This window comes from Streptomyces sp. NPDC090021 (assembly GCF_044748225.1).
Classification (GTDB): domain Bacteria; phylum Actinomycetota; class Actinomycetes; order Streptomycetales; family Streptomycetaceae; genus Streptomyces.
In genome coordinates, this window is sequence record NZ_JBIVFO010000006.1 from 179,093 (window position 1) to 202,306 (window position 23,214).

Here is a 23,214-nt window from a genome sequence, read left to right on the forward strand (position 1 = left end):
ATGCGCGAGCCGCGGAGCCCCGCACAAGGAGAAGAACCCCTGGGCAAGCGACAGCCCGAAGGCCCGCCTCCCGCACCGGTGGTGCAGCGCATCCGACTGCGCTACACCAAGCGCGGCCGCCTCCGGTTCACCAGCCACCGAGACTTCCAGCGCGCCTTCGAGCGGGCCCTGCGCCGCGCCGAGGTACCCATGGCGTACTCGGCGGGCTTCACCCCGCACCCGCGCGTCAGCTACGCGAACGCCGCACCGACCGGGACCGGCAGCGAGGCCGAGTACCTGGAGATCGGCCTCGCCGCGCCGCGCGACCCCGACAAGCTCCGCGAACTGCTCGACGAGTCGATGCCGGTCGGACTCGACATCATCGACGCCGTGGAGGCCCGCACCCCGGGCCTGGCCGACCGGCTGACCGCATCCGTGTGGGAGCTGCGCCTGGACGGCGTGGAGCTCACCGAGGCCGAGCGGGCCGTGGCGGTCTTCCTCGCCGCCGAGACCGTCGAGGTGCAGCGCAAGACCAAGAACGGCGTCCGCACCTTCGACACCCGCGGCGCGGTCGTCAGCCTCGAAGCGCTCCCCGCGCCGGCTGATAGGCCGCTGGACAATGCTTGTGCGATACTGCGGCTGGTTGTTCGGCATCTGACACCTGCCGTGCGACCCGACGACGTCCTGTCCGGTCTCCGAGCTGTGGCCGACCTGGCGCCGCCGGTCCCCTCTGCGGTGACCAGGCTGGCGCAGGGGCTCTTCGACGAGGAGTCCGGCACGGTGACCGACCCGCTCGCGCCCGACCGCGAGGCAGACACGGCCGCCCCACCCACGGCCGCCGTGACCGCCGACGCGAAGGCGCCGGAAGGTCCCGCCGCGTAGGGATCGTCGTCGTCGCGCAGCCCTGGCACTCGGGAGCCACCTGGGTCGGGCCGCGTACAGACCTGAAGACTTCCGCCAGGCCGTACGGACAAACACGTACGGAACCGGCGGCCATGGACTACAGCTCCCGTGTGGCGAACGCGCCCCGGAGGCCGGTTCCGCGCTCCGCGCGGAGCCGAGCCGGACCGGAAGTCAGCCGCGGCGCCCGGGGGCGTGACGGGAGAACCGCCCGCAATGCTCAACAACGAGAACGACACCACCCCCGCCGGCGCCGACAGCGGCAGCCCCAGCGACAACCTGCCCCCGCGCAGGCGTCGCCGCGCCGCTTCCCGGCCGGCCGGTCCGCCCGGTGGCACCACCGCCGCCGCCGAGCCGACGCCGGTGGCGGAGCCCGCCCCCGTCGAGGAGGCCGCTCCGACCGCCGCCCCCGCCCGTCCCCGCCGCCGCGCGACCCGCGCCGTGGCCGCTCCGAAGACCCGGGCCGCGGAGTCCGCCGTCGTCGAGCCCGCCGCCGTGACCCCGGCTGCCGTCGAGGCTGCTTCGGCTCCGGTGGTCGAGGAGGCTGTGGCTCCGGCTCCGCGTGCCCGTCGTCGTGCGACCCGTGCGGCGACCGCTCCGGTGGCTGAGGCTGCCGAGGCTGCGGTTGTGGAGGCTCCGGCTGCCGTCGAGGCTGCTTCGGCTCCGGTGGTGGAGGAGGCTGTGGCTCCGGCTCCGCGTGCCCGTCGTCGTGCGACCCGTGCGGCGACCGCTCCGGTGGCTGAGGCTGCGGTTGCGGAGGCTCCGGCTGCCGTCGAGGCTGCTTCGGCTCCGGTGGTGGAGGAGGCTGTGGCTCCGGCTCCGCGTACCCGTCGTCGTGCGACCCGTGCGGCGACCGCTCCGGTCGGTGAGGCTGCCGAGGCTGCAGTCGCGGAGGCTCCGGCCGCCGCCGTGGAGGAGGCCCCCAAGGCCGCCGCCCGCGCCGTGACCGTCGCCGACGCCGTGGATGCCCCGAAGCGCGGCCGCCGCCGTGCCACCCGTTCCACCACCGCGGCCGCTGCCGCCCCGCAGCAGCCCGCCGCCGAGCCCGAGGCCGCCGAGGCGCCCGCCGCCCCGGCCCGTGCCCGCCGGGCGGCGCGTCCCGCCGTGGCCGTCTTCCAGGCGCCGGTCTTCACCGAGCCGATGTTCCAGACCCCCGAGACCGCCGCCATGGCCGCCGCCGCGGCTGCCGCCGCGATCGAGGCCGAGGAGGCCGAGGAGGAGGAGACCGAGGCCGCGGCTCCCGCCGAGCCCGTGCAGCCCGCCGGCCGTCGCCGCCGTCGTGGCCGTGGCGCCGCCGAGGCCGCGCCGGTCTCCCTGCCCGAGGTGCTCGCCGAGGAGGAGCCGGAGGCCGAGGCCGCCGACCTTGAGGACGAGTCCGCCGAGTCGGCCGAGTTCGACGAGGGCGACGAGTCGGGCGAGCGCCCCTCGCGCCGCCGCCGTCGCGGTGGCCGCCGTCGCCGTCGCGGCGAGGCCGCCGACCTCGACGAGTCCGCCGAGGACGAGACCGAGGCCGAGGCGCAGGAGGCCGAAGAGGAAGAGGAGGAGGAGACCGAAGAGGCCCTCGGTTCCACTTCCAGCCGTCGCCGTCGCCGTCGCCGTCGCCGCAGCGGTGAGCCCGCCGATGTCACCGGCGAGTCCGCCGGCGACGAGGACGGTGTGCGCACCGTCGTCAAGGTCCGCGAGCCGCGCCCGGCGCGCGAGAAGGCCGAGCCGTCCGACGAGGTCCAGTCCATCAAGGGCTCGACCCGCCTGGAGGCGAAGAAGCAGCGCCGCCGCGAGGGCCGCGAGCAGGGCCGCCGTCGCGTGCCGATCATCACCGAGGCCGAGTTCCTGGCCCGCCGGGAGGCCGTCGAGCGCGTGATGGTCGTCCGCCAGTCCGGCGAGCGCACCCAGATCGGCGTCCTTGAGGACAACGTGCTCGTCGAGCACTACGTCAACAAGGAAGAGGCCACCTCGTACGTCGGCAACGTCTACCTGGGCAAGGTCCAGAACGTGCTGCCGTCGATGGAGGCCGCCTTCATCGACATCGGCAAGGGCCGCAACGCCGTCCTGTACGCCGGTGAGGTCAACTTCGAGGCGCTCGGCATGGCGGGCGGGCCGCGCCGCATCGAGTCCGCCCTCAAGTCCGGCCAGTCGGTCCTCGTGCAGGTCACCAAGGACCCGATCGGTCACAAGGGTGCCCGCCTGACCAGCCAGGTCTCGCTGCCCGGCCGCTACCTGGTCTACGTGCCCGAGGGCTCGATGACCGGTATCAGCCGCAAGCTGCCCGACACCGAGCGCGCCCGCCTGAAGACCATCCTCAAGAAGATCGTCCCCGAGGACGCGGGTGTCATCGTGCGCACCGCCGCCGAGGGCGCGAGCGAGGACGAGCTGCGCCGCGACGTCGAGCGTCTGCAGGCGCAGTGGGAGGACATCCAGAAGAAGTCGAAGCAGATCACGACCTCTTCGCCGTCCCTGCTGTACGGCGAGCCGGACATGACGGTCCGCGTCGTGCGCGACATCTTCAACGAGGACTTCTCGAAGGTCATCGTCAGCGGTGACGGTGCCTGGGAGACCATCCACGGCTACGTCTCGCACGTGGCCCCGGACCTGGCCGACCGGCTCCAGCGCTGGACCTCCGAGGTCGACGTCTTCGCGACGTACCGGATCGACGAGCAGCTCGCCAAGGCGCTCGACCGCAAGGTGTGGCTGCCCTCCGGCGGCTCCCTCGTGATCGACAAGACCGAGGCGATGATCGTCATCGACGTCAACACCGGCAAGTTCACCGGTCAGGGCGGCAACCTGGAGGAGACCGTCACCAGGAACAACCTGGAGGCGGCCGAGGAGATCGTGCGCCAGCTGCGGCTGCGCGACCTCGGCGGCATCGTCGTCATCGACTTCATCGACATGGTCCTGGAGTCCAACCGCGACCTGGTCCTGCGCCGCATGCTGGAGTGCCTGGGCCGCGACCGTACGAAGCACCAGGTCGCCGAGGTCACCTCGCTGGGCCTGGTCCAGATGACGCGCAAGCGGGTCGGCCAGGGTCTGCTGGAGTCCTTCTCCGAGACCTGTGTCCACTGCAACGGCCGCGGTGTCATCGTCCACATGGAGTCGCCGGCCGCGATCGGCGGCGGTGGCAACGGCAAGCGCTCGAAGCGCCGTGGCGGCCGCGCCGAGTTCGACCAGCACGAGCACGAGGTCGAGACGGTCGAGACCGCCGAGGCGGAGCTGGAGGCCTTCGAGTCCGAGGCCGAGGTCGCCGCCGAGGTCGCGGCGCCGAAGGCGCTGCCCGAGCCGGAGTTCGCCGCGGGCGAGGAGCTCTACGGCTCCCCGGCCGAGGCGGAGGCCGCGGCGGGTCTGAGCGGCCGTCGCAACCGGCGCCGTGCCACCCGCAAGGCGACCGCTCCGGCGGGCGCCCCGCGGCGTGAGGCCGCTCCGGCGCAGGCCACGGCTCCCGTGGCCGAGGTCGTCGCCGAGCCGGTGACCGAGCCCGCCGACACCGTCCTGGAGCCGGCCGCCGAGGTCGTCGCCGAGGCCGTGGCCGAGGCCGCCCCGGCCGCCCCGGCCGTCCCGGTCGAGGAGGCCGCGCCGAAGGGCCGTACCCGTCGCCGGGCGACCCGCAAGGCCACCGCGCCCGCGCCGGTCGCCGAGGCCGCCGCGGAGCCCGTCGTGGCCGCGGAGCCGGAGCCCGAGCGGGCTCCCGAGCCGGTCGTGGCCGCGGAGCCCGAGCCGGTCGCCGAGCCCGAGCCCGTCGTCGAGCCCGCGCCGGCCGCCGTGGTCGAGGAGGCCCCGGTGGCGGAGGCCGCGCCAGCCCGTCCGCGCCGTCGTGCCACCCGCAAGGCCACCGCACCCGCCGGCTCCCCGGCGGGCGCGGCCGAGGCCGCCGTGGTGGTCGTCGAGGCCCCGGTGACCGAGGCCGAGCCGGAGCCGGAGGCCTCCGCGCAGGAGCCCGCGCCGGCCAAGAAGGCCGCCCGCAAGGCTCCGGCCAAGAAGGCGACCGCGGCGAAGAAGGCCCCGGCCAAGAAGGCGGCGGCCGCCAAGAAGACCGCGGCCAAGAAGACGGCCACGACCAAGAAGACCGCGGCGAAGCGGACGACGAAGAAGACCGCGGCGGCGGAGCAGCAGGCCGCCCCGTCCGTCTCGGCTCCGACCGAGGACTGATTCCGCGGCGTACGGTCCAAAACGGCTCTGTCCGGTACCAGTTGGTGCCGGGCAGAGCCGTTTTTTGATGTGATCAATCTGTTGTGATCCGCGATCACCTCATGTCGGACATTGGCCTTGTCTAGTAGGCAGGTTCACGTCACAGTGGCTCAACGCTTGCTGTCAAGCGGCTTGTCAAGGAGGGGGATCCCTGACGAGCGGGGGGATATGCCGACGCACGCGCACTGACCCGCGCTGACGTCGCTCTTTGTCGCACATCTTTCACGTTCCGTTGCTCCTTCCTGGTTCCCGGCTGCCGCTCAGCAGCTTCGAACCGACGAAAACGGGACCATTACGTGAGCAGAGCGAGAACCGCGCCGCACGGCGCGGCCAGGCGGCGTGCCGCCAGAGGAGCGTGGGCCCTGGCGGCCACGGCCCTCACCCTGACCCTGACGGCAGGACCGACCCCCCTGGTGAGCACGGCCACCGCGGCCGCCGGCTGCTCCGGGGCCGAATCGGACTTCAACGGGGACGGCATCCGGGACACCGCGATCGCGGACCCCGAGGCCACCGCCAACGGCATCTCCAAGGCCGGGGTCGTGCACATCGTGTACGGCGGCGGCAAGGGAGTCCTGGAACTGACCCAGGAAGCCGCCAGGTCCGGAGGGTCCGAGGCGGGTGACCAGTTCGGCTACTCGATGGCCGTGTACGACGCCGACCTCGACGGCTGCAGCGACCTCGCCATCGGAATGCCCTACGAGGACGTCGGCACCGCCGTCGACGCCGGCCGCATCGTCGTCGTCCACGGCTCGCCCACCGGCCTGGCCGCCGGCAAGGCGAGCGTCGAGTACGTCCAAGGCGCCGGCCTGATCTCCGGCATCGCCTCCGAGTCGCACGACTGGACGGGCTACTCCCTCGCCGCGGGCAAGACCTCGGCCGGTGTGCCGTTCCTCGTCGCCGGCGTGCCCGGTGAGGACCTCGGCACCACGGTGGACGCGGGCGCCTTCCTCTACCTCTCCGGCTCGACCACGATGACGGCCACGCTCGTCACTCAGGACACCACCAACGCGGGAGCCGTACCCGACGTCAAGGAGGAGTACGACCGCTTCGGCACCACCGTCGCGGCCACCGCGACCCACCTCGCGGTCGGCTCCCCGGGCGAGGCCCAGGGCACCCTCGCCGAGTCCGGCGCGGTGACGATCTTCAGCCACGCCCTCACGGCGGGCTATCCCAAGCCGCTCAACGTGATCACTCAGGACACGCCCAACGTGCTCGGCGCCTGCGAGACCGGCGACGGCTTCGGCCGGTCGCTGGCCGCGACGCCCTACCGCGCCGCCGGAGCCACCAGCACCACCGAGTCCCTCCTCGCCGTCGGAATCCCGGGCGAGGACCTGTCCACCACCGTCGACGCGGGCGCCGTCCAGGTGTTCAAGATCGACGCGGCGGGCGCCTATACGGAGCTCGCCTGGATCGACCAGAACACCGCCGACGTCGGCGGCGAGGCCGAGGCCGGCGACTACTTCGGCCAGCGCGTCGCCGCCTACAACACCGCCCCGACCAGCACGAGCACCGGCGCCAACGTCAAGCTCGCCGTCGGCGTCCCGGGTGAGGACGCCGCCAACGGCGTCCCCGACCGGGGCGCGGTGCACATGTTCGGCATGGTCGGTGCGCCCGGGGCGACCGACAAGATCCTGGAGCCCGGCTCCGAGATCCCGACCCCCCAGGCCCCGCGCGAGTACGCCGGGATGAGCATCGGCGGCGGTGCGGCCGGCGTGTACGTCGGCATGCCGTACGGCCCGGCCGAGGGCCACGCGGTCTACCTGTTCCCGTGGACGATCGGCGGCACGGGCGGCGCGCCCACCGAGACGTTCAAGCCCGGCGAGGGCGGTCTGCCCGCCGACCGCGAGACCTTCGGAACGGTGGTCCGATGATGACGCACCAGCCCCGCACGTCCCGCGGCATCGGCCGCACCGTGCTGCGTCGTGCCTCGATCGCCGCGATGACCGCCGGCGCCGTCGTGGCCACCACGCTCGGCCTGGACCTCTCGGAGGGCCCCGACGCAGCCCGTTCCCCGGAGCCCGTCGCCGTGGGCACCCCCGTCCAGACGGAGGCGGAGGCCCGGATCGCGGCCCGCAAGAGCGGCCAGCAGGTCGAGGTCCTGGGCCTGCGGACCGAGCGCCGGGAGATCTTCGCGGCACCGGACGGCTCCTACACGGCCCGCGAATACACCGAGCCGGTGCACGCGGTCAAGAACGGCAAGTGGGTCGACATCGACAAGACGCTGGTCAAGCGCGCGGACGGCAGCGTCGTCCCGAAGGCGACCACGGTCGGTCTGGCCTTCTCCGACGGCGCGGCCGGCAAGCCGTTCGTCACCATGACCCGCAACACTCACGAGATGGCGCTGACCTGGCCCTACGGCAAGCTCCCCGCGCCCGTCCTCGACGGCGACACCGCCACGTATCCCGACGCCCTGCCGGGCGTCGACCTCAAGGTGCGTGCCGAGGCGAACGGCTTCGGCCACCTGCTGGTCGTCAAGACCCCGCAGGCCGCCGCCGACCCACGCCTGACGCGCCTGGACCTCGGCCTCAGGACCAAGGGCCTGACGTACAAGAAGGACGCGAACGGCGCGGTCACCGCCGAGGACAGCACGGTCGGCGGCACGGTCTTCCAGTCCGGCGCTCCGTCCATGTGGGACTCGGCTGCCTCCCAGGAGGCCGCGGCCCGCACCAAGGGTCCCAAGGCCGTCGCGAAGTCGCTGTCCGCGGCCCGCGCCGACGCACCCACCGGTGAGTCCGCCGCCGCGGCGCTCGCTCCGGCCCTCGAAGGCCCGGGCGGCGGCGGCAAGGCCACGGCCCTCGGCGTCGAGGTGTCCCAGGACAAGCTGACCCTCGTCCCCGACCAGAACCTGCTGCGCGACGGGGCGACGGTCTTCCCCGTCGTCATCGACCCGATCCAGAAGACCACCGACCGCTCCGGCTGGACCGCCGTGATGTCGGGCAAGCCCACGGTCGGCGAGTGGAAGTACTCCGGCAGCGCGGGCGTCGGCAAGTGCCCGACGGACTACAGTGCCGCCTCGTGCGCCGGTGTCGGTACGCGCCGTGTCCTGTTCCAGATCCCGCTGTCCTTCTACAGCGGCAAGCAGATCCTGGGCGCCACCTTCAGCGCGCGCGTCCAGCACGTGTACTGGGCCGACGCCAGGGCCGAACCCATCCAGCTCCAGCGGGTCGGGGGCAGCACCGCCCACATCGACAGCGCCAGCAACTGGAACAACACGCAGGGCGCGACGCTGACGACGCTGGAGACGCTCGACCAGAAGATCCAGCCGACGAGCTGCACCTCGCAGGCCAACATGCACTTCAAGTCCGGTGCCTCCGGCGGCCTGACCAACAGCGTGCGCACCGCGGCCAAGGAGCGCTGGCCCTCGATGCTCTTCAACCTCAAGGCCCAGAACGAGAGCACCTTCGGCGGCTGGAAGCGGGTGTGCGGCAACGCCTACCTGAGCATCAGCTACAACACGCTGCCGGGCCTCATCAACGCCGGCTCCATGTCATCCAACCCCGGCGGCGCCTGCGTCACGGGCACCGGCCGGCCCTACAGCGACGTGCCGCCGACGCTGCGCGCCATCGCGAACGACGCCGACGCGGGCAAGCAGGTCAAGGTCCGTTTCAAGCTGGAGTGGAAGGACGCGGCGGGCGCCGCCAAGTCCTACGAGCAGGACACGCTCTACAAGGCGCCGACCAGCTCCACCCCCTTCGAACACACCGTCCGCACGACGATTCCCGAGAACACGGCCATCTCCTGGAGCGTCGCCGCCCATGACGGCGACGGATGGGGGCCGTGGAGCGGCAAGTGCGAGTTCATGTACGACAAGTCGTTCCCGGGCAAGCCGAACGTCTTCAGTGCCCAGTACCCGGCCACCAACGTCTACCACGACGGTGTCGGGGCTCCCGGCACGTTCACCTTCGCGCCCAACCCGAACGACAGCGTGCCCGACACGGATGTCGTGAAGTACCGCTACACCTTCGCGGGTGAGACCGCCAAGGAGGTCGCTAACACCGCGGCGGGCGGCCCGGCCTCGGTGACCTGGACGCCCACCCGCTCCGGCCCGCACTGGGTCGACGTCGTCGCGGTCGACAGGGCGGGGCACCCCAGTGCCCTCGCCCGCCACTCCTTCTACGTCGCCGCGGGCGCGGCCGCGGCCGCGCAGTGGAACCTGGCCGACGAGGCGGGCGGCAACGTCGCCGACGAGGAGCAGGGCAAGTACCCGGCCGGCTTCGGTCCGGGTGTCACCTTCGGTGTCCCCGGACCGGGCGGCACCATCGACCGCGCGGCCCGCTTCGACGGCACCGCCGACAGCTGGGTCGACGCGGGCAGCACGGTGCTGGACACCCTCAAGGGCTTCAGCGTCAGCGCCTGGGTCCGGCCCACGGACCTGAGCCGCGACATGACGGTGGTCAGCCAGGACGGCACCGGCGAGCCGGGCTTCGTCCTCGGCTATGACGCCACGGCCAAGACCTGGAAGTTTTCCATCCCGACCGGCGACGTAGACACCCTCGGTGAATGGAAGGCCCTGTCCACCGGCGTCACCCCGGTCAAGGACCAGTGGGTGCTGCTGACCGGCATCTACGACGGCGCTGCGGGCAAGATCCAGCTGTACGTCGACAAGTACCTCAAGGGTGAGACGGTCCGCCGCTCCACCTGGAAGTCGTACGGCGCACTGCAGATCGGCCGCCACATCGACAAGGCGGGCTACGAGGACGCCTTCGTCGGTGACCTCGCCGAGGTCCGGGTCTTCAGCCGGCCGCTCCTGCCCGCCCAGATCACCGACATCAAGACGGTCAGGCCGGAGCGCACGGGCTACTGGCAGCTCAACGCTCTCCAGTCCGGGGCCTCTCCCGAGGCCGGCGGCGGCCAGGGCCTGACGATGGCCGGCAACGCGGACATCTACATCCCGAACCCCGACCCGCTGGCCGACCCGCCGCCGGTCGCCGCCATGGTCGGCACCGGCCACATGGTCCTCGACGGCAACGGGGACTACGCCTCGACGGCGGCCGCCCCGGTCACCGGAGCCACGAGCTTCACGCTCTCGGCGCGCGTCCAGATCTCCTCGCAGGACGCCACGGCCTCGCAGACCGTGTTCTCGCTGCCCGGTACGAACGCCAACCGGGTCCAGGTCCGCTACCAGGGTGCCACCAAGCGCTGGGAGCTGGCCGTGGCCACGACCGACACGGCCGGAGCCACGGTGAAGGCCTTCTCCGAGACCCAGGTCCTGCCGGACACCAACCCCGTCGGCCAGCACCTGGCCGTCGTCTACGACGCGTTCGCCGGTCAGATCCGCCTGTACGTCAACGGCCAGCTGGCCGCGGCGCAGGGCGTGGACAACACGACCTGGGCTGCCACCGGCGGCCTCCAGGTGGGCCGTTCGGTCCGCGGCAACGCCGAGTACTTCGCCGGAGCCATCGACGAGGTCCGCGCCTACAACGGTGCCCTCGACCCGATCTCCGTCGTCCAGCTCGCCGGCACCGTCGAGCTGGCGGAGAGCTAGACCCTCCCGCGGACAGGTGTGCCCGCCCCACGCAGGGCGGGCACACCTGTCCGCTTCCGCAGTACCTTCCTGCCCCTCTTCTGTGGAGTGCACTGATGTCTCTACGCGGCCGACCGCTCAGTCGGCGCATACACCGGCGAACACTGGGCTCAGTCGTCATCGGCCTGAGCCTCGCCCTGTCCGCCTCGTCCGTCCAGGCGCTGGAAACGGCCCCCGGCGGCACCAAGCGGCCCGGAGTCCAGAACTTCGGCGACCCCGTCAAGGGAACCAAGGCCAAGTCCAAGGGCCGCCCGGCGAACGCCACCGCCAAGGCGGCCGTCAAGAAGCTGGACAAGCCCGTCTGGCCCGGCGCGGGCAGCGCCGAACTGGCCGTCCCGGCCACCGGCGCAATGCCTGCGGCCCAGGTGAAGGTGGGCGGCCTGCCCGTCACCGTCACCGCACCCAAGGAAGCCGGAGCGAAGGCCTCGGCCACTTCCTTCTCCGTGGCCGCCATCGGCGGGGCCAAGCAGCCCGGCAAGGTCCGCGTCGACGTCGTCGACCCGAAGCGCGCCACCCAGCTCGGCGCCGGCGCCCTGCTGCGCGTCCAGCGGGCCGACCAGGCCGCCGCCGGCGGTCAGGTCCGGCTGCACGTCGACTACGCGGCTTTCGCGGACGGCTTCGGCGGCAGCTACGGATCCCGCCTCCAGTTGGTCGAGCTCCCGGCCTGTGCGGCGGTCGCCGACCCCGGCACCGCGGCCTGCCCCGAACTTCCCAAGCCGCTCAAGACGGTCAACAACGCGAAGACGAAGACGGTCTCCGCGGACCTGACCGCTCCGGCGCGTCCGGCCGGCATGTCCGTGATGGCGGCCGGTCCCGCGGCGAGCGGCTCCATGGTCGCCCTCGCGGCGGGCGGCTCCTCCTCGCAGGGCAACTACGCGGCCACTCCGCTCGCCCCGTCGGCGAAGTGGAGCGTGTCGAACTCCTCGGGCGGCTTCTCCTGGTCGTACCCGCTGCGCACGCCCCCGGTTCCGGGCGGCCTGGTGCCGACAGTGGGCCTCGGCTACTCCTCACAGTCCGCGGACGGCCGTACCTCCGACACCAACAACCAGGGATCCTGGCTGGGCGAGGGCTTCTCCTACGAGCCCGGCTACGTCGAGCGCCGCTACAAGCCCTGTGCGAAGGACGGCCAGTCGTCCTCCGCCGAGCAGTGCTGGGCGTTCGACAACGCCACCGTGATGCTCAACGGCTCGGCCACCGAGCTGATCAAGGGTGACGCCGACGGCAAGTGGCGGCTCGCGTCCGACGACGGGTCCAAGGTCGAGCAGCTCACCGGCGCCGTGAACGGCGACAACGACGGCGAGCACTGGAAGATCACCACGACCGACGGTACCGAGTACCACTTCGGCAAGAACCGTCTGCCGGGCTGGGCCACGGGCAACGAGGAGACCTCGTCCGTCTGGACGGCCCCCGTCTTCGGTAACAACGCGGGTGAGCCCTGCTACAACGCCACCTTCGCGAAAGCCTCCTGCCAGCAGGCCTGGCGCTGGAACCTGGACTATGTCAAGGACCGCCAGGGCAACGTCATGTCGTACTTCTTCAACAAGGAGACGAACCACTACGCCCTGAACGGCAAGACCGACGTCAACGGCACCCCGTACACGGCGGGCGGCTACCTCAAGCGCATCGACTACGGCCAGCGCGAGGCCACCGTCTACTCCGCCAAGGCCCCGGCCCGCGTCGTGTTCACCACGAAGCAGCGGTGCCTGGAGACCGACACCTTCAAGTGTCTCCCGGGCGACTTCAAGACGGCGAACGCCGCCCACTGGCCGGACGTCCCGATGGACCGGTACTGCGCGCCGAGCACCAAGTGCAACGCCACCCAGGTCGCGGCCTCCTTCTGGACCCGTCAGCGGCTGACCGGCGTCACCACGCAGATCCGCAAGGACGCCACGACCTACGACGACGTCGAGGCCTGGACGTTCACCCACCAGTTCACCGACAACGGCGACCAGTCCAAGACCCTGTGGCTGTCCAAGATCGACCACGAGGGCCGCAGGGGCGGCACCGCCAAGGTCCCCTCGGTCGAACTGATGGGAACCCAGCTCAAGAACCGGGTCGACGGCCTGAACGAGAGCATCGATCCCTTCTACCGCTTCCGCCTGTCCACCGTCCTGAGCGAGACCGGCGCCCAGCTGGACGTCAACTACGCCCCGGCGGAGTGCACCAAGGACGCCCTGCCCAAGCCGGGCGAGTCCACCAAGCGCTGCTACCCGGTCGTCTGGTCCCCGCCGGGATTCCTCGACCCGATCACCGACTGGTTCCACAAGTACGTCGTCGCCCGGGTCATCGAGACCGACCGGACCGGCGGCGCCCCGGAACAGGTCACCGAGTACGACTACCAGGGCCCCGCGGGCTGGCGTAAGGCCGAGCCCGACGGCATGACCGAGGACAAGTACCTCACCTGGGGCGGCTGGCAGGGCTACGGCAAGGTCAAGGTGACCACCGGCGGCGCCGCCACCACCAGGACCCGCATCGATTACACGTACCTCCAGGGTCTGGACGGCGACAAGAAGCCGGACGGCACCGCCCGCTCGGTGACGGTCAACGACTCCGAGGGCGGCACATACTCCGACCACAAGGAGTTCAGCGGCCACGAGCTGGAGTCCGCCACCTACGACGGCGACAAGCTCGTCTCCAAGGTCATCAAGACTCCGATGCGGCACTACACCGCGACGGACACCAACACCTGGGGCACCAGCCACGCATCGTTCACCAGGACCGTCAAAACACGCGGCTACACGGTGACCGAGGGCGGCGACGGCCGCCGCGAGACCGAGTCGAACGCGACGTACGACCTGACGAACGGCACCGGCCGGATCCTGGAGGCGGAGGACCTGGGCGACCTGTCGACGACGGCCGACGACACCTGCACCCGCACGTCGTACGCGGACAACGCGGCGGCCAACATCCTCGGCGTGGCGTCCCGGGTCGAGTCCGTCTCGGTCAAGTGCGCCACCGCCCCGGACCGCAGGACGCAGGTGATCTCGGACGAGCGCACCGCGTACGACGGCCTGGCCTTCGGCGCCGCGCCCACCGTGGGCAACGCGACCCAGACCGAGCGCATGACGTCCCACAACGGGACGACGGCCACCTACAAGGTCACCGGCACGACGACGTACGACGCCTTCGGCCGGCCCGCCTCGCAGACCGACGCCCTGGGCGCGGAGACCAAGACGGCGTACACCGACGTCAACGGCCTCATCTCCCAGACCAAGGTCACCAACGCCCTCGGCCACGTCAACACGAGGGACTTCGACCCCGCCTGGGGCCTGTCCACCGGGCAGACCGACCCGAACGGCAAGCGCGGCGACCTCGCGTTCGACCCGCTCGGCCGGCTGGTCTCCGTCTGGCTCCCGGACCGCTCGAAGAGCAAGGGCCAGACGCCGAGCGTCAAGTACAGCTACAACTACCGTCTCGACAAGCCGGTCTTCGTGAAGACCGAGAAGATCGAGATCGACGGCTCCTACGGCGCCGAGTACGAGCTCTACGACAGCCTGTTGCGTCCGCGTCAGAAGCAGACGGAAGGCCCCTCCGGCACCCGCATGGTGGCCGACACCTTCTACACGCCGACCGGCAAGATCGCCAAGGTCAACGCCACGTACAACGCGGCGGGCGCGGCCTCCGGCGAGCTGCTGATCGTCCGCAACGGCGACGTCGGCGCGCAGACCCTCTACGAGTACGACGGTCTGGGCCGCATCACCGCGCAGATCTCCGCCGTGGCCGGCGGCGAGCAGTGGCGCACCACGATCGTCCACGGCGGCGACCGCACCCACGTGGACCCGCCGGTCGGCGGCACACCCACGACGAGGCTGACCGACGGCCAGGGCCGGACCACCGAGGTACGTCACTACAAGGGCGCCTCCCCGGTGCCGAACGGTCCGACCTCCGGCTACGACACCACCAAGTACGCGTACACGCCGACGGGCAAGCTCAAGCAGCTCACCGACCCGGCGAACAACGTGTGGACCTACAAGTACGACCAACTCGACCGGCCGGTCGAGGCGATTGACCCGGACTCGGGCAAGCGCACGACCACCTACGACGCGGCCGACCGACCGACGTCCACCACGGACGCCCGCGGCAAGACGGTCTCGACGGTCTACGACAAGCTCGACCGCGTCCTGACGACGTGGGACGGCCCCGCAAACACCGGGACCAAGCTCACCGAGCAGCGGTACGACAAGGCGGGCTGGCTGGGCAGGCAGTGGGCCTCGCTGCGCTACATCAACGCGACGGAGTACTTCGCCTCGGTCACCCAGGCGATGGACGAGTTCTACCAGCCGCTGAAGACGGCCTACACGGTCCCCGCCTCCTCCGGCGCGGGCCTGTCCGGCACCTACGTCTTCGCCAGCGCCTACAACCGTGACGGCACCAAGCAGAGCGACTCGCTCCCGGCGGCGGGCGGCCTCGACGCCGAGACCCTCGCCTACGGCTACGACGACATCCAGCGCCTGAAGAGCATGACGGGCACGACGTCGTACGTCACCAACGCCATCTGGTCCGGCCGCACCCTCCTGCAGCAGCTGGAGCTGAACAACGGCGGCAAGAAGGTCTGGCAGACCTTCCGGTACGAGACCGGTACGGACCGGCTCATGAGCTCGAAGGTGGACGTCTACGGTTCCACCACGGGTCCGGTGAAGGAGTCGAACTACTCCTACGACCAGATCGGCAACGTCCGGTCCATCGCCGACGTCGCCGGCAGCGGCACGCCCGACCTGCAGTGCTTCGCGTACGACTACCAGGCCCGTATGACGGAGTCCTGGACCCCGGCGACCACCAAGGCCGCGGCCGCCGCGGCCGGCACGGTCGGCAGCCAGGTCCCGGTGTCCGGCTCGGGTCCGGCGGCCTGCAACACGGCCCCCGGCTCCGCCGCGCTGGGCGGCCCGGCTCCGTACTGGAACTCGTACACCTTCGACTCGGTCGGCAACCGTCTCACCGAGACGGCGCACGACACCGGGCTGAACGCCACGAAGGACGTCAAGCGCACCTTCACCTACAAGGCGGGCAGCCACCAGGTCCAGAAGGTCGTGGAGAACACCCCGACCGGTGACCGCCAGTACACCTACGGCTACGACGCGGTGGGCAACACCACCACCCGCACGATCGGAGGCAACACCCAGACCCTGGAGTACAACGCCCTCGGCGACCCGGTCAGGAACAGTCAGCCGGACGACGTCACCACGCCGGACAAGAACGAGGCGTCGGAGACGACGTTCCTCTACGGCCCCGACGGCGGCCGGGTCCAGCGCAAGGACGCCACCGGTACCACCGTGTACCTGCCGGGCATGGAGCTGCGTCTGGACGCGGGGGCGACCACGGCCAAGGCGACGCGCTACTACGCCTTCGCGGGACAGAGCGTCGCGATCCGCACGCCGGACAAGAAGCTGTCGTTCCTGGCCTCCGACCATCACGGCACGGCCGAGATGTCGATCGACGCCACGACGGGTGCGGTCACCCAGCGGCGGATGGACCCGTACGGCAACAGCCGCGGAACCCCCCAGGGCACCTGGAAGGGGGAGAAGGGCTTCGTCGGCGGCACGATCGACGCGTCCACGGGCCTCACGACGATCGGGGCCCGCGAGTACGACCCGTTCCTGGGCAAGTTCATCACCCCGGACCCGGTCGTCGACACGAGTGACGCCCAGCAGCTGAACGCGTACGCCTATGCGCACAACCGCCCGGTCTCCGCGAGCGACCCGAGCGGTCTGTACGACCCGGACGAGCGGGAGTTCTGCCGGGGCAGGGACGACTGCACGGGCGGTAAGTGGACCCCGAAGCCCGACAAGAACGATGACCCGCCGACCACGGAGGCGGAAAACAACCTGCGCAATGCGGAGAGCGAGCACAACCACACCAAGACGAAGATCAAGAACGCCGTCAAGCAGATCACCAAGATCCTCATGGACGAGCTCGGTGTGACGGCGGCCCTGGACTGCTTCTCCAGCGGCGACCTCGGCGCGTGTGGTGAAACGGCGCTCAACATCGCGAGCAGCTTCGCCGGCGGCATCGCAGGCAAGGTCCTCAAGAAGTACGGGTGGCCGACCGAGTGGAAGAAGGCCGGGGCCCTCATCAAGAAGCTGGGCGGGCTCGCGCTCGACCTGGTGAACGGGGTCAAGGACTGGTTCAAGACCTCGGAGAAGGTCGAAAAGGCCAAGGGGGCCCTGGCGGCAGCCAAGGCTCGCTTTGCGGGTTCTGGCGGGAGCTGCCCAACGTCCGCGCCGCACAGCTTCCTGCCCGGCACGGAAGTCCTGCTCAGTGACGGATCGACGAAGAAGATCGAGGATGTCGAGATAGGGGATCGGGTTGCCACCACGGACCTGATCAGCGGCGAGACGGTCACGCGGGAAGTGGTGGCCACGATTGTCACCGAGGATGACAAGAACTTCGTCGACCTGACGGTCAACAGTGGTTCGGGCGACGCGTCACTGGTCTCGACCGTGACCCATCCTTTCTGGGTCGAGGCGGAACAGCGGTTCGTCGACGCCGGCGACCTCCGGCCGAGAATGGTTCTGCGCACTCCTGCAGGTGCCACGGTTGAGCTTTCCGGGATGCGTTTCTTCAATGAAGTGCGTCGAACTCACGATCTCACTATCGACGACATTCACGCCTATTATGTGCTTGCCGGGACTACCCCTCTCCTCGTTCACAACGTCGGGGGTAGGAAGGGTGGATATGGTGATGCATGCAAGCTCTTCTTCCCCGGCGAGTTCTTGGGGGAGTCGATTCCGGCGCGGAATCAGGGTCGATCCTGGACGAAGGAGGAAATCGCTCTAAATAATGCAAATGGAAACACGTATGGTTGTCACACCTGCGGTACTCGCACGTCCGGCTATCCCAATGGGACGTGGGTCAAGGATCATCAGCCTGTCTCCACATTCGTCGACAAGGATGTCGAACAGCATCTGCTCCCCCAGTGTATGGATTGCAGTGGTAAGCAAGGGAGGGCTGCGGCTCAAATGATTAAGGATGGAATTAATCCATACAAGGATTGGTAGCCTCCCTGTGGCGTGCGACTCTTTGTTCAAGTGAGGAGGATGGTGGATGGAAGAATTCCTGGCGAACGTGCCGTGGGGAATCTTGAGACTCGAGCCGGTGGATGGGGTTGCGGACATCCCCGACGCAGATCCGGACGGGCAGCCGGTTTCGGCCAATGAGGCGTGCGTGACCATCACGGTCCTGCATGGAGACTTCGGGGAGGTGTGCGTGCGGATCGGCAACGACGTGACGGTCGAGGGCGAGCAACCTTCGTTCACCGGAGTCATCGAGTGTCCGAGCCGGGTCCTAGTGCTTTCGGACATCGTGGGTGAAATGTCCTACCTGCGATTCCCCGTCGGTGCCGACAATGTGGAGATCGCCGTCTGGCTCGACAAGCCGGTGATGGCGGAGGAGGTGACGATCCGGGTGAGGGAGCTGTGACGTGACCTGGGGTGGGCTCCTGAGGGCCTGCCCCAGGGCGTCCTGCGGCGGGCCCCGGTTTGACCCCTCAGGGCGGGGCCCGTAACCTTGACCGTCGGCGTGTCTACGTGCATGCCATCCACTGAGCACCTCACCCCCCGAACCGCCTCGCGGCGCGGGGGAGGCCGGTCTGCGGGTTCCCGCGGGGCCGGCTGGCTTCAGGGGTTCCCATCGAGTGAGAGAGAGATCCGCGTGTACGCCATCGTGCGCAGCGGTGGTCGCCAGCACAAGGTTGCTGTCGGCGACATCGTTGAGGTTGACAAGATTTCCACTGCCAAGGTTGGCGACACGGTCGAGCTCTCGACCCTGCTCGTTGTCGACGGCGACGCCGTGACCAGCGACCCGTGGGTCCTGGCCGGCATCAAGGTCACGGCCGAGGTCGTGGACCACCACAAGGGCGCCAAGATCGACATCCTGCGCTACAAGAACAAGACCGGCTACCGCCGTCGCCAGGGTCACCGCCAGCAGTACACGGCGATCAAGGTCACCGGTATCCCCGCGGCTGCGAAGTAAGAGGGACTGAGACATGGCACACAAGAAGGGCGCATCGTCCACCCGGAACGGGCGCGACTCCAATGCCCAGCGGCTCGGCGTGAAGCGCTTCGGCGGTCAGGTCGTCTCCGCCGGCGAGATCCTCGTCCGCCAGCGCGGCACCCACTTCCACCCGGGCTCGGGTGTCGGTCGTGGTGGCGACGACACGCTGTTCGCGCTGCAGGCCGGTTCCGTGCAGTTCGGCACGCACCGTGGCCGCAAGGTCGTGAACATCGTTCCGGCCGCCTGATCCAGCTTCGGCTGATCGAGCGTTCGTAACTTCCCGAGGGCGGATCTCAGCTCTTCCCGGCTCAGGCCGGGAAGAGAGGTCCGCCCTCGGCGCGTTGTCCCATGGACACGTTTAATGGGCAGCAAGGCCTGCCACCGGACATTCCGGACTATCACCGCTGTATCTGGAGGAACAACCATGACCACCTTCGTGGACCGCGTCGAGCTGCACGTCGCCGCGGGTAACGGAGGCCACGGCTGCGCCTCCGTTCACCGGGAGAAGTTCAAGCCGCTCGGCGGCCCCGACGGCGGCAACGGAGGCCGTGGCGGCGACGTCATCCTGGTGGTGGAGCAGGCGATCACCACCCTGCTGGACTACCACCACAGCCCCCACCGCAAGGCCACCAACGGCAAGCCCGGCGAGGGCGGCAACCGTTCCGGCAAGGACGGCCAGGACCTGATCCTGCCCGTTCCGGACGGCACCGTCGTCCTCGACAAGCAGGGCAACGTGCTCGCCGACCTCGTCGGCCAGGGCACCACCTACGTGGCCGCCGAGGGCGGCCGGGGCGGCCTCGGCAACGCCGCGCTCGCCTCCGCCCGCCGCAAGGCCCCCGGCTTCGCCCTCCTCGGCGTCCCCGGCACCACCGGCGACATCGTCCTGGAGCTCAAGACCGTCGCGGACGTGGCGCTGGTCGGCTTCCCGAGCGCCGGCAAGTCCTCGCTGATCTCGGTGCTCTCCTCCGCCAAGCCGAAGATCGCGGACTACCCCTTCACCACCCTCGTCCCGAACCTGGGCGTCGTCACCGCCGGCTCGACCGTCTACACGATCGCCGACGTCCCGGGCCTGATCCCCGGCGCCAGCCAGGGCCGGGGCCTCGGCCTGGAGTTCCTGCGCCACGTCGAGCGCTGCTCGGTGCTCGTGCACGTCCTGGACACCGCCACCCTGGAGACCGACCGCGACCCGATCGCCGACCTCGACGTCATCGAGGAGGAGCTCAAGCTCTACGGCGGCGGCCTGGAGAAGCGCCCGCGCCTCGTCGTCCTCAACAAGGTCGACATCCCGGACGGCCAGGAGCTCGCCGACATGGTGCGCCCCGACCTGGAGGCGCGCGGCTACAAGGTCTTCGAGGTCTCCGCGGTCGCCCGTACGGGCCTGAAGGAGCTCTCCTACTTCCTCGCCGAGGTCATCGCCAAGGCCCGCGCCCGCAAGCCGAAGGAGGAGGCGACCCGTATCGTCATCCGCCCGAAGGCCGTGGACGACGCCGGCTTCACCGTCGCCTACGACGAGGCCGAGGACGTGTACGTGGTGCGCGGCGAAAAGCCGGAGCGCTGGGTCCGCCAGACCGACTTCAACAACGACGAGGCCGTCGGCTACCTGGCCGACCGGCTCAACCGCCTCGGTGTCGAGGACGCGCTCAAGAAGGCCGGCGCCCGCGCCGGCGACGGCGTCGCCATCGGCTCCGACGAGAACGCGGTCGTCTTCGACTGGGAGCCGACCATGATGGCCGGTGCTGAGATGCTGGGCCGCCGCGGTGAGGACCACCGCATGGAGGCGCCGCGCCCGGCCACCCAGCGCCGCAAGGAGAAGGAAGCCCGGCGCGGGGACTCGGCGCAGAAGGAGTACGACGAATTCCGGCCGTTCTAGTCTCCTCCCGAGGTAAGCCGTCCCGGAGGGTTTGAAGGCGTCTTTACGCGGGTCGCCTAGGATCCTCCGGGTGAACAGCAGCAACCTCCCCACGGTCTCCGTCGTGGTCATCGCGTACAACGACGCCGGGCTCGTGGGCGAGGCCGTCTCCTCGGCCCTCGCCCAGGGCCCGGTGGTCACCGAGGTCATCGCGGTGAACGACGCCTCGTCCGACGGCACCGCGCGGGTGCTGGACGACCTGGCCTCCGTCCATCCCCGCCTCAAGGTCGTGCACCGGACGGAGAACAGCGGCGGGTGCGGCACCCCCCGCAACGACGGGATCGCGGCGGCGTCCGGCCGGTACGTGCTCTTCCTCGACAGCGACGACATCCTGCCGCCGGGAGCGGCGGACACCCTGGTGCGCACCGCCGAGGAGCACCGCGCCCCGGTCACCGTCGGCGCGGCCGTGCGGCGCGAGCTGCCCCAGCAGCACGACGTGCCGTGGATGCCCGGTCTCCACACCCCGGGCGACGTCATCGAGCGCCCCGCGGACCGGCCCGAGCTCGTCCGCGACACCCTCTGCGTCAACAAGCTCTACGAGCGCGCCTTCCTGGAGGAGCACGGCCTGCGCTTCCCGGACGGCCGCTTCGTCTACGAGGACTTCGTCTTCACGTCCCGCGTGCTCGCCGCGGCCCCCCGCATCGCCGTCACCGGCGACCTCGTCTACGTCTGGCACGTGCGCCGCGGCGCCGCCCAGGTGTCGATCTCCCTGGACCGCAAGGACGTCGGGAACTGGCGCTCGCGCATCGAGGCCCACCGCACGGCCGCCCGGACCCTCGCCGCGGCCTCCCCGGTCCTGGGCAGCGCCTGCCACGTGAAGTTCCTTGAGTACGACCTGTGCATGTACCTGCGCGAGCTGGGCACGGACCCCGACTACCGGGCCGCCTGGTGGACCCTCACCCGCGAGTACCTCGACACCTTCGCCGAGGCGGACATCGAGGCCGCCGCCTCCCATGCCCGCTGGATCGTACGGGTGCTGCGCGCCACCGCGACGCCGCCCGCCGACGTCGAGCGGCTCACCCGCCTCGCGGCGCAGCCGCCGCGCCTGCTGCCCCCGTACGCCGTCGGCGCCTCCGGCGAGCCGGTGTGGAGCGAGGAGCTTCCCGTCCCGCTGGACGGCCTGACGACGCTGCCGGCGGAGGAGCTGCCCGTCGTCGTCGACGCCGAGCCGGCCGGCCGGGGCGCCGTCCGGATCCGTGTGCACGACCTCTACGGGCGCCTCGCCGAGGCCGGTCCGCAGACCGCCCGCCTGAGCTTCATGCCCCGCGCCGGGGGCGAGCCCGTCCTCGCGCGCCCGGTCGAGCTGCTGCCCGAGCGCGGCGGCGGCTGGACGGCCGTGCTGCCGTTCCGTCTCGCTGGCCTGGCCGTCACCGGCCGCCGCCAGGGGCTGCGCAGGATGCAGGCGTGGAACGTCGGGGTGGGCGTGCGGTGCGCCGACGGGAGCTCGGTGTTCACCTCCCTGCGCCCCCGCGGCCGGCTGCTCCGCCGTCGGGCCCTGCCCAGCAGCCGGTACGGTGTTCTGCTGGCGCAGCCCTACCGGACGGGGGCCGGCGCGCTCGCGCTGCGCCTCGCGCCGGGCGCCGAGGGGGCGCTGCACCTCGTACGCAACCGCCTCCACCGGGCCCGGGCGGCCCGGGTGGCCCGGGCGGCGGGCTGAACCCCGGCGCGCCCCGCTGTGCTTTCCCCACCGAAGTCGGACAGGACCAAGGAGATACACATGACGTTTCTGATCACCGGTGGCGCCGGTTACATCGGCGCGCACGTCGTCCGCGCGATGCTGCTCGCGGGGGAGCAGGTCGTCGTCCTCGACGACCTGTCCACGGGCAACGAGGACCGCGTCCCGGAGGGCGTCCCGCTGGTGGTCGGTTCCGTGCTGGACCGGCTGGTGCTGGAGAAGACCCTCCGCGAGCACAGGATCACGGGCGTGGTGCACCTGGCGGGCAAGAAGCAGGTCGGCGAGTCCGTCGAGAAGCCGCTGTACTACTACCACGAGAACGTCCAGGGCCTCACGGTCCTGCTGCAGGCCGTGGCCGAGGCGGGCGTGCGCAACTTCCTCTTCTCCTCCTCCGCCTCCGTGTACGGCATGCCCGACGTGGACCTGGTCACCGAGGACACCCCGTGCGCGCCGCTGAGCCCGTACGGCGAGACCAAGCTGGCCGGGGAGTGGCTGGTCCGCGCCGCGGGCAGGGCGCACGGCATCTCCACCGCCTGCCTGCGCTACTTCAACGTGGCGGGCGCCGCGTCCCCGGAGCTCGCGGACACCGGTGTCTTCAACCTGGTGCCGATGGTCTTCGAGCGGTACGACGCCGGCGAGGGCGCCAAGATCTTCGGTGACGACTACCCGACGCCGGACGGCACCTGCATCCGCGACTACATCCACGTCGAGGACCTGGCGGAGGCCCACGTGGCGGCCGCCCGCAAGCTGGCCGAGTGGGCCGCGGCCGAGGACTACAAGGACCTCACCGTCAACATCGGGCGCGGCGAGGGCGTCTCGGTCGCCGAGATGGTCGAGCTGCTGAACAAGGGCACCGGGCACGACCGCGCCCCGGTGATCAGCCCGCGCCGCCCCGGCGACCCGGCGAAGGTGGTGGCCTCCGCCGACAGGATCAACGCCGTCCTCGGCTGGAAGGCCCGCCACGACGTCAGCGAGATGGTCACCTCCGCCTGGGCCGGCTGGGAGGCCAACAAGGTCGCCCGCAAGGACGCGCACCGCGACGTGCACAAGGCCTGACGG

General features: G+C 70.8%; 11 protein-coding genes. All 11 read left to right on the forward strand.

Annotation, left to right across the window (positions count from 1 at the left end):
* The first annotated feature begins 81 nt into the window (after window positions 1-81).
* The 11 genes from ACIPXC_RS06560 to galE all read left to right on the forward strand — a co-directional run bounded on the left by ACIPXC_RS06560 (window position 82) and on the right by galE (window position 23,211).
* Entirely contained in the window at window positions 82-861 is a 780-nt protein-coding gene (locus ACIPXC_RS06560; RefSeq protein ID WP_401614125.1) for a TIGR03936 family radical SAM-associated protein, read from the forward strand.
* 234 nt (window positions 862-1,095) lie between these two features.
* The gene (locus ACIPXC_RS06565; protein ID WP_401614127.1) at window positions 1,096-5,019 is read left to right on the forward strand and encodes a ribonuclease E/G; all 3,924 of its coding nucleotides are present in this window, start codon (window positions 1,096-1,098) and stop codon (window positions 5,017-5,019) included.
* Between the two features lie 452 nt (window positions 5,020-5,471).
* On the forward strand, window positions 5,472-6,929 hold the full coding sequence (locus ACIPXC_RS06570) for an integrin alpha (RefSeq protein WP_401614129.1): 1,458 nt from the start codon (window positions 5,472-5,474) through the stop codon (window positions 6,927-6,929).
* The gene (locus ACIPXC_RS06575) at window positions 6,926-10,543 is read left to right on the forward strand and encodes a LamG domain-containing protein (protein ID WP_401614131.1); all 3,618 of its coding nucleotides are present in this window, start codon (window positions 6,926-6,928) and stop codon (window positions 10,541-10,543) included. Before ACIPXC_RS06570 ends, ACIPXC_RS06575 begins: the two co-directional genes overlap by 4 nt.
* Window positions 10,544-10,638: 95 nt before the next feature.
* Window positions 10,639-17,577, forward strand: coding sequence for an RHS repeat-associated core domain-containing protein (locus tag ACIPXC_RS06580; protein ID WP_401614133.1), 6,939 nt, complete (start codon window positions 10,639-10,641; stop codon window positions 17,575-17,577).
* 46 nt (window positions 17,578-17,623) lie between these two features.
* Window positions 17,624-17,998 carry a hypothetical protein gene (locus ACIPXC_RS06585; RefSeq protein WP_401614135.1) on the forward strand — a complete coding sequence of 125 codons (375 nt, stop codon included), beginning with the start codon at window positions 17,624-17,626 and terminating at the stop codon, window positions 17,996-17,998.
* A 231-nt stretch (window positions 17,999-18,229) separates the two neighbouring features.
* Window positions 18,230-18,550, forward strand: coding sequence for a 50S ribosomal protein L21 (gene rplU, locus ACIPXC_RS06590; RefSeq protein ID WP_015033583.1), 321 nt, complete (start codon window positions 18,230-18,232; stop codon window positions 18,548-18,550).
* 13 nt (window positions 18,551-18,563) lie between these two features.
* Complete coding sequence (gene rpmA / locus ACIPXC_RS06595) at window positions 18,564-18,818, forward strand: 50S ribosomal protein L27 (protein ID WP_030840805.1); 255 nt, start codon at window positions 18,564-18,566, stop codon at window positions 18,816-18,818.
* Window positions 18,819-18,995: 177 nt separating this feature from the next.
* On the forward strand, window positions 18,996-20,441 hold the full coding sequence (gene obgE / locus ACIPXC_RS06600) for a GTPase ObgE (RefSeq protein WP_030957724.1): 1,446 nt from the start codon (window positions 18,996-18,998) through the stop codon (window positions 20,439-20,441).
* 70 nt (window positions 20,442-20,511) lie between these two features.
* Complete coding sequence (locus ACIPXC_RS06605; protein ID WP_401614137.1) at window positions 20,512-22,137, forward strand: glycosyltransferase family 2 protein; 1,626 nt, start codon at window positions 20,512-20,514, stop codon at window positions 22,135-22,137.
* 60 nt (window positions 22,138-22,197) lie between these two features.
* Window positions 22,198-23,211, forward strand: a complete 1,014-nt coding sequence (gene galE / locus ACIPXC_RS06610; protein ID WP_401614139.1) for a UDP-glucose 4-epimerase GalE — start codon at window positions 22,198-22,200, stop codon at window positions 23,209-23,211.
* Window positions 23,212-23,214 lie beyond the last annotated feature (3 nt).

Excerpts from the sequence above, each read along its gene's own strand:
- ACIPXC_RS06565 (WP_401614127.1), top strand. The coding sequence starts at position 1,096 with ATGCTCAACAACGAGAACGACACCACCCCCGCCGGCGCCGACAGCGGC.
- ACIPXC_RS06575 (WP_401614131.1), top strand. The coding sequence starts at position 6,926 with ATGATGACGCACCAGCCCCGCACGTCCCGCGGCATCGGCCGCACCGTG.
- ACIPXC_RS06580 (WP_401614133.1), top strand. The coding sequence starts at position 10,639 with ATGTCTCTACGCGGCCGACCGCTCAGTCGGCGCATACACCGGCGAACA.
- ACIPXC_RS06585 (WP_401614135.1), top strand. The coding sequence starts at position 17,624 with ATGGAAGAATTCCTGGCGAACGTGCCGTGGGGAATCTTGAGACTCGAG.
- rpmA (WP_030840805.1), top strand. The coding sequence starts at position 18,564 with ATGGCACACAAGAAGGGCGCATCGTCCACCCGGAACGGGCGCGACTCC.
- obgE (WP_030957724.1), top strand. The coding sequence starts at position 18,996 with ATGACCACCTTCGTGGACCGCGTCGAGCTGCACGTCGCCGCGGGTAAC.
- galE (WP_401614139.1), top strand. The coding sequence starts at position 22,198 with ATGACGTTTCTGATCACCGGTGGCGCCGGTTACATCGGCGCGCACGTC.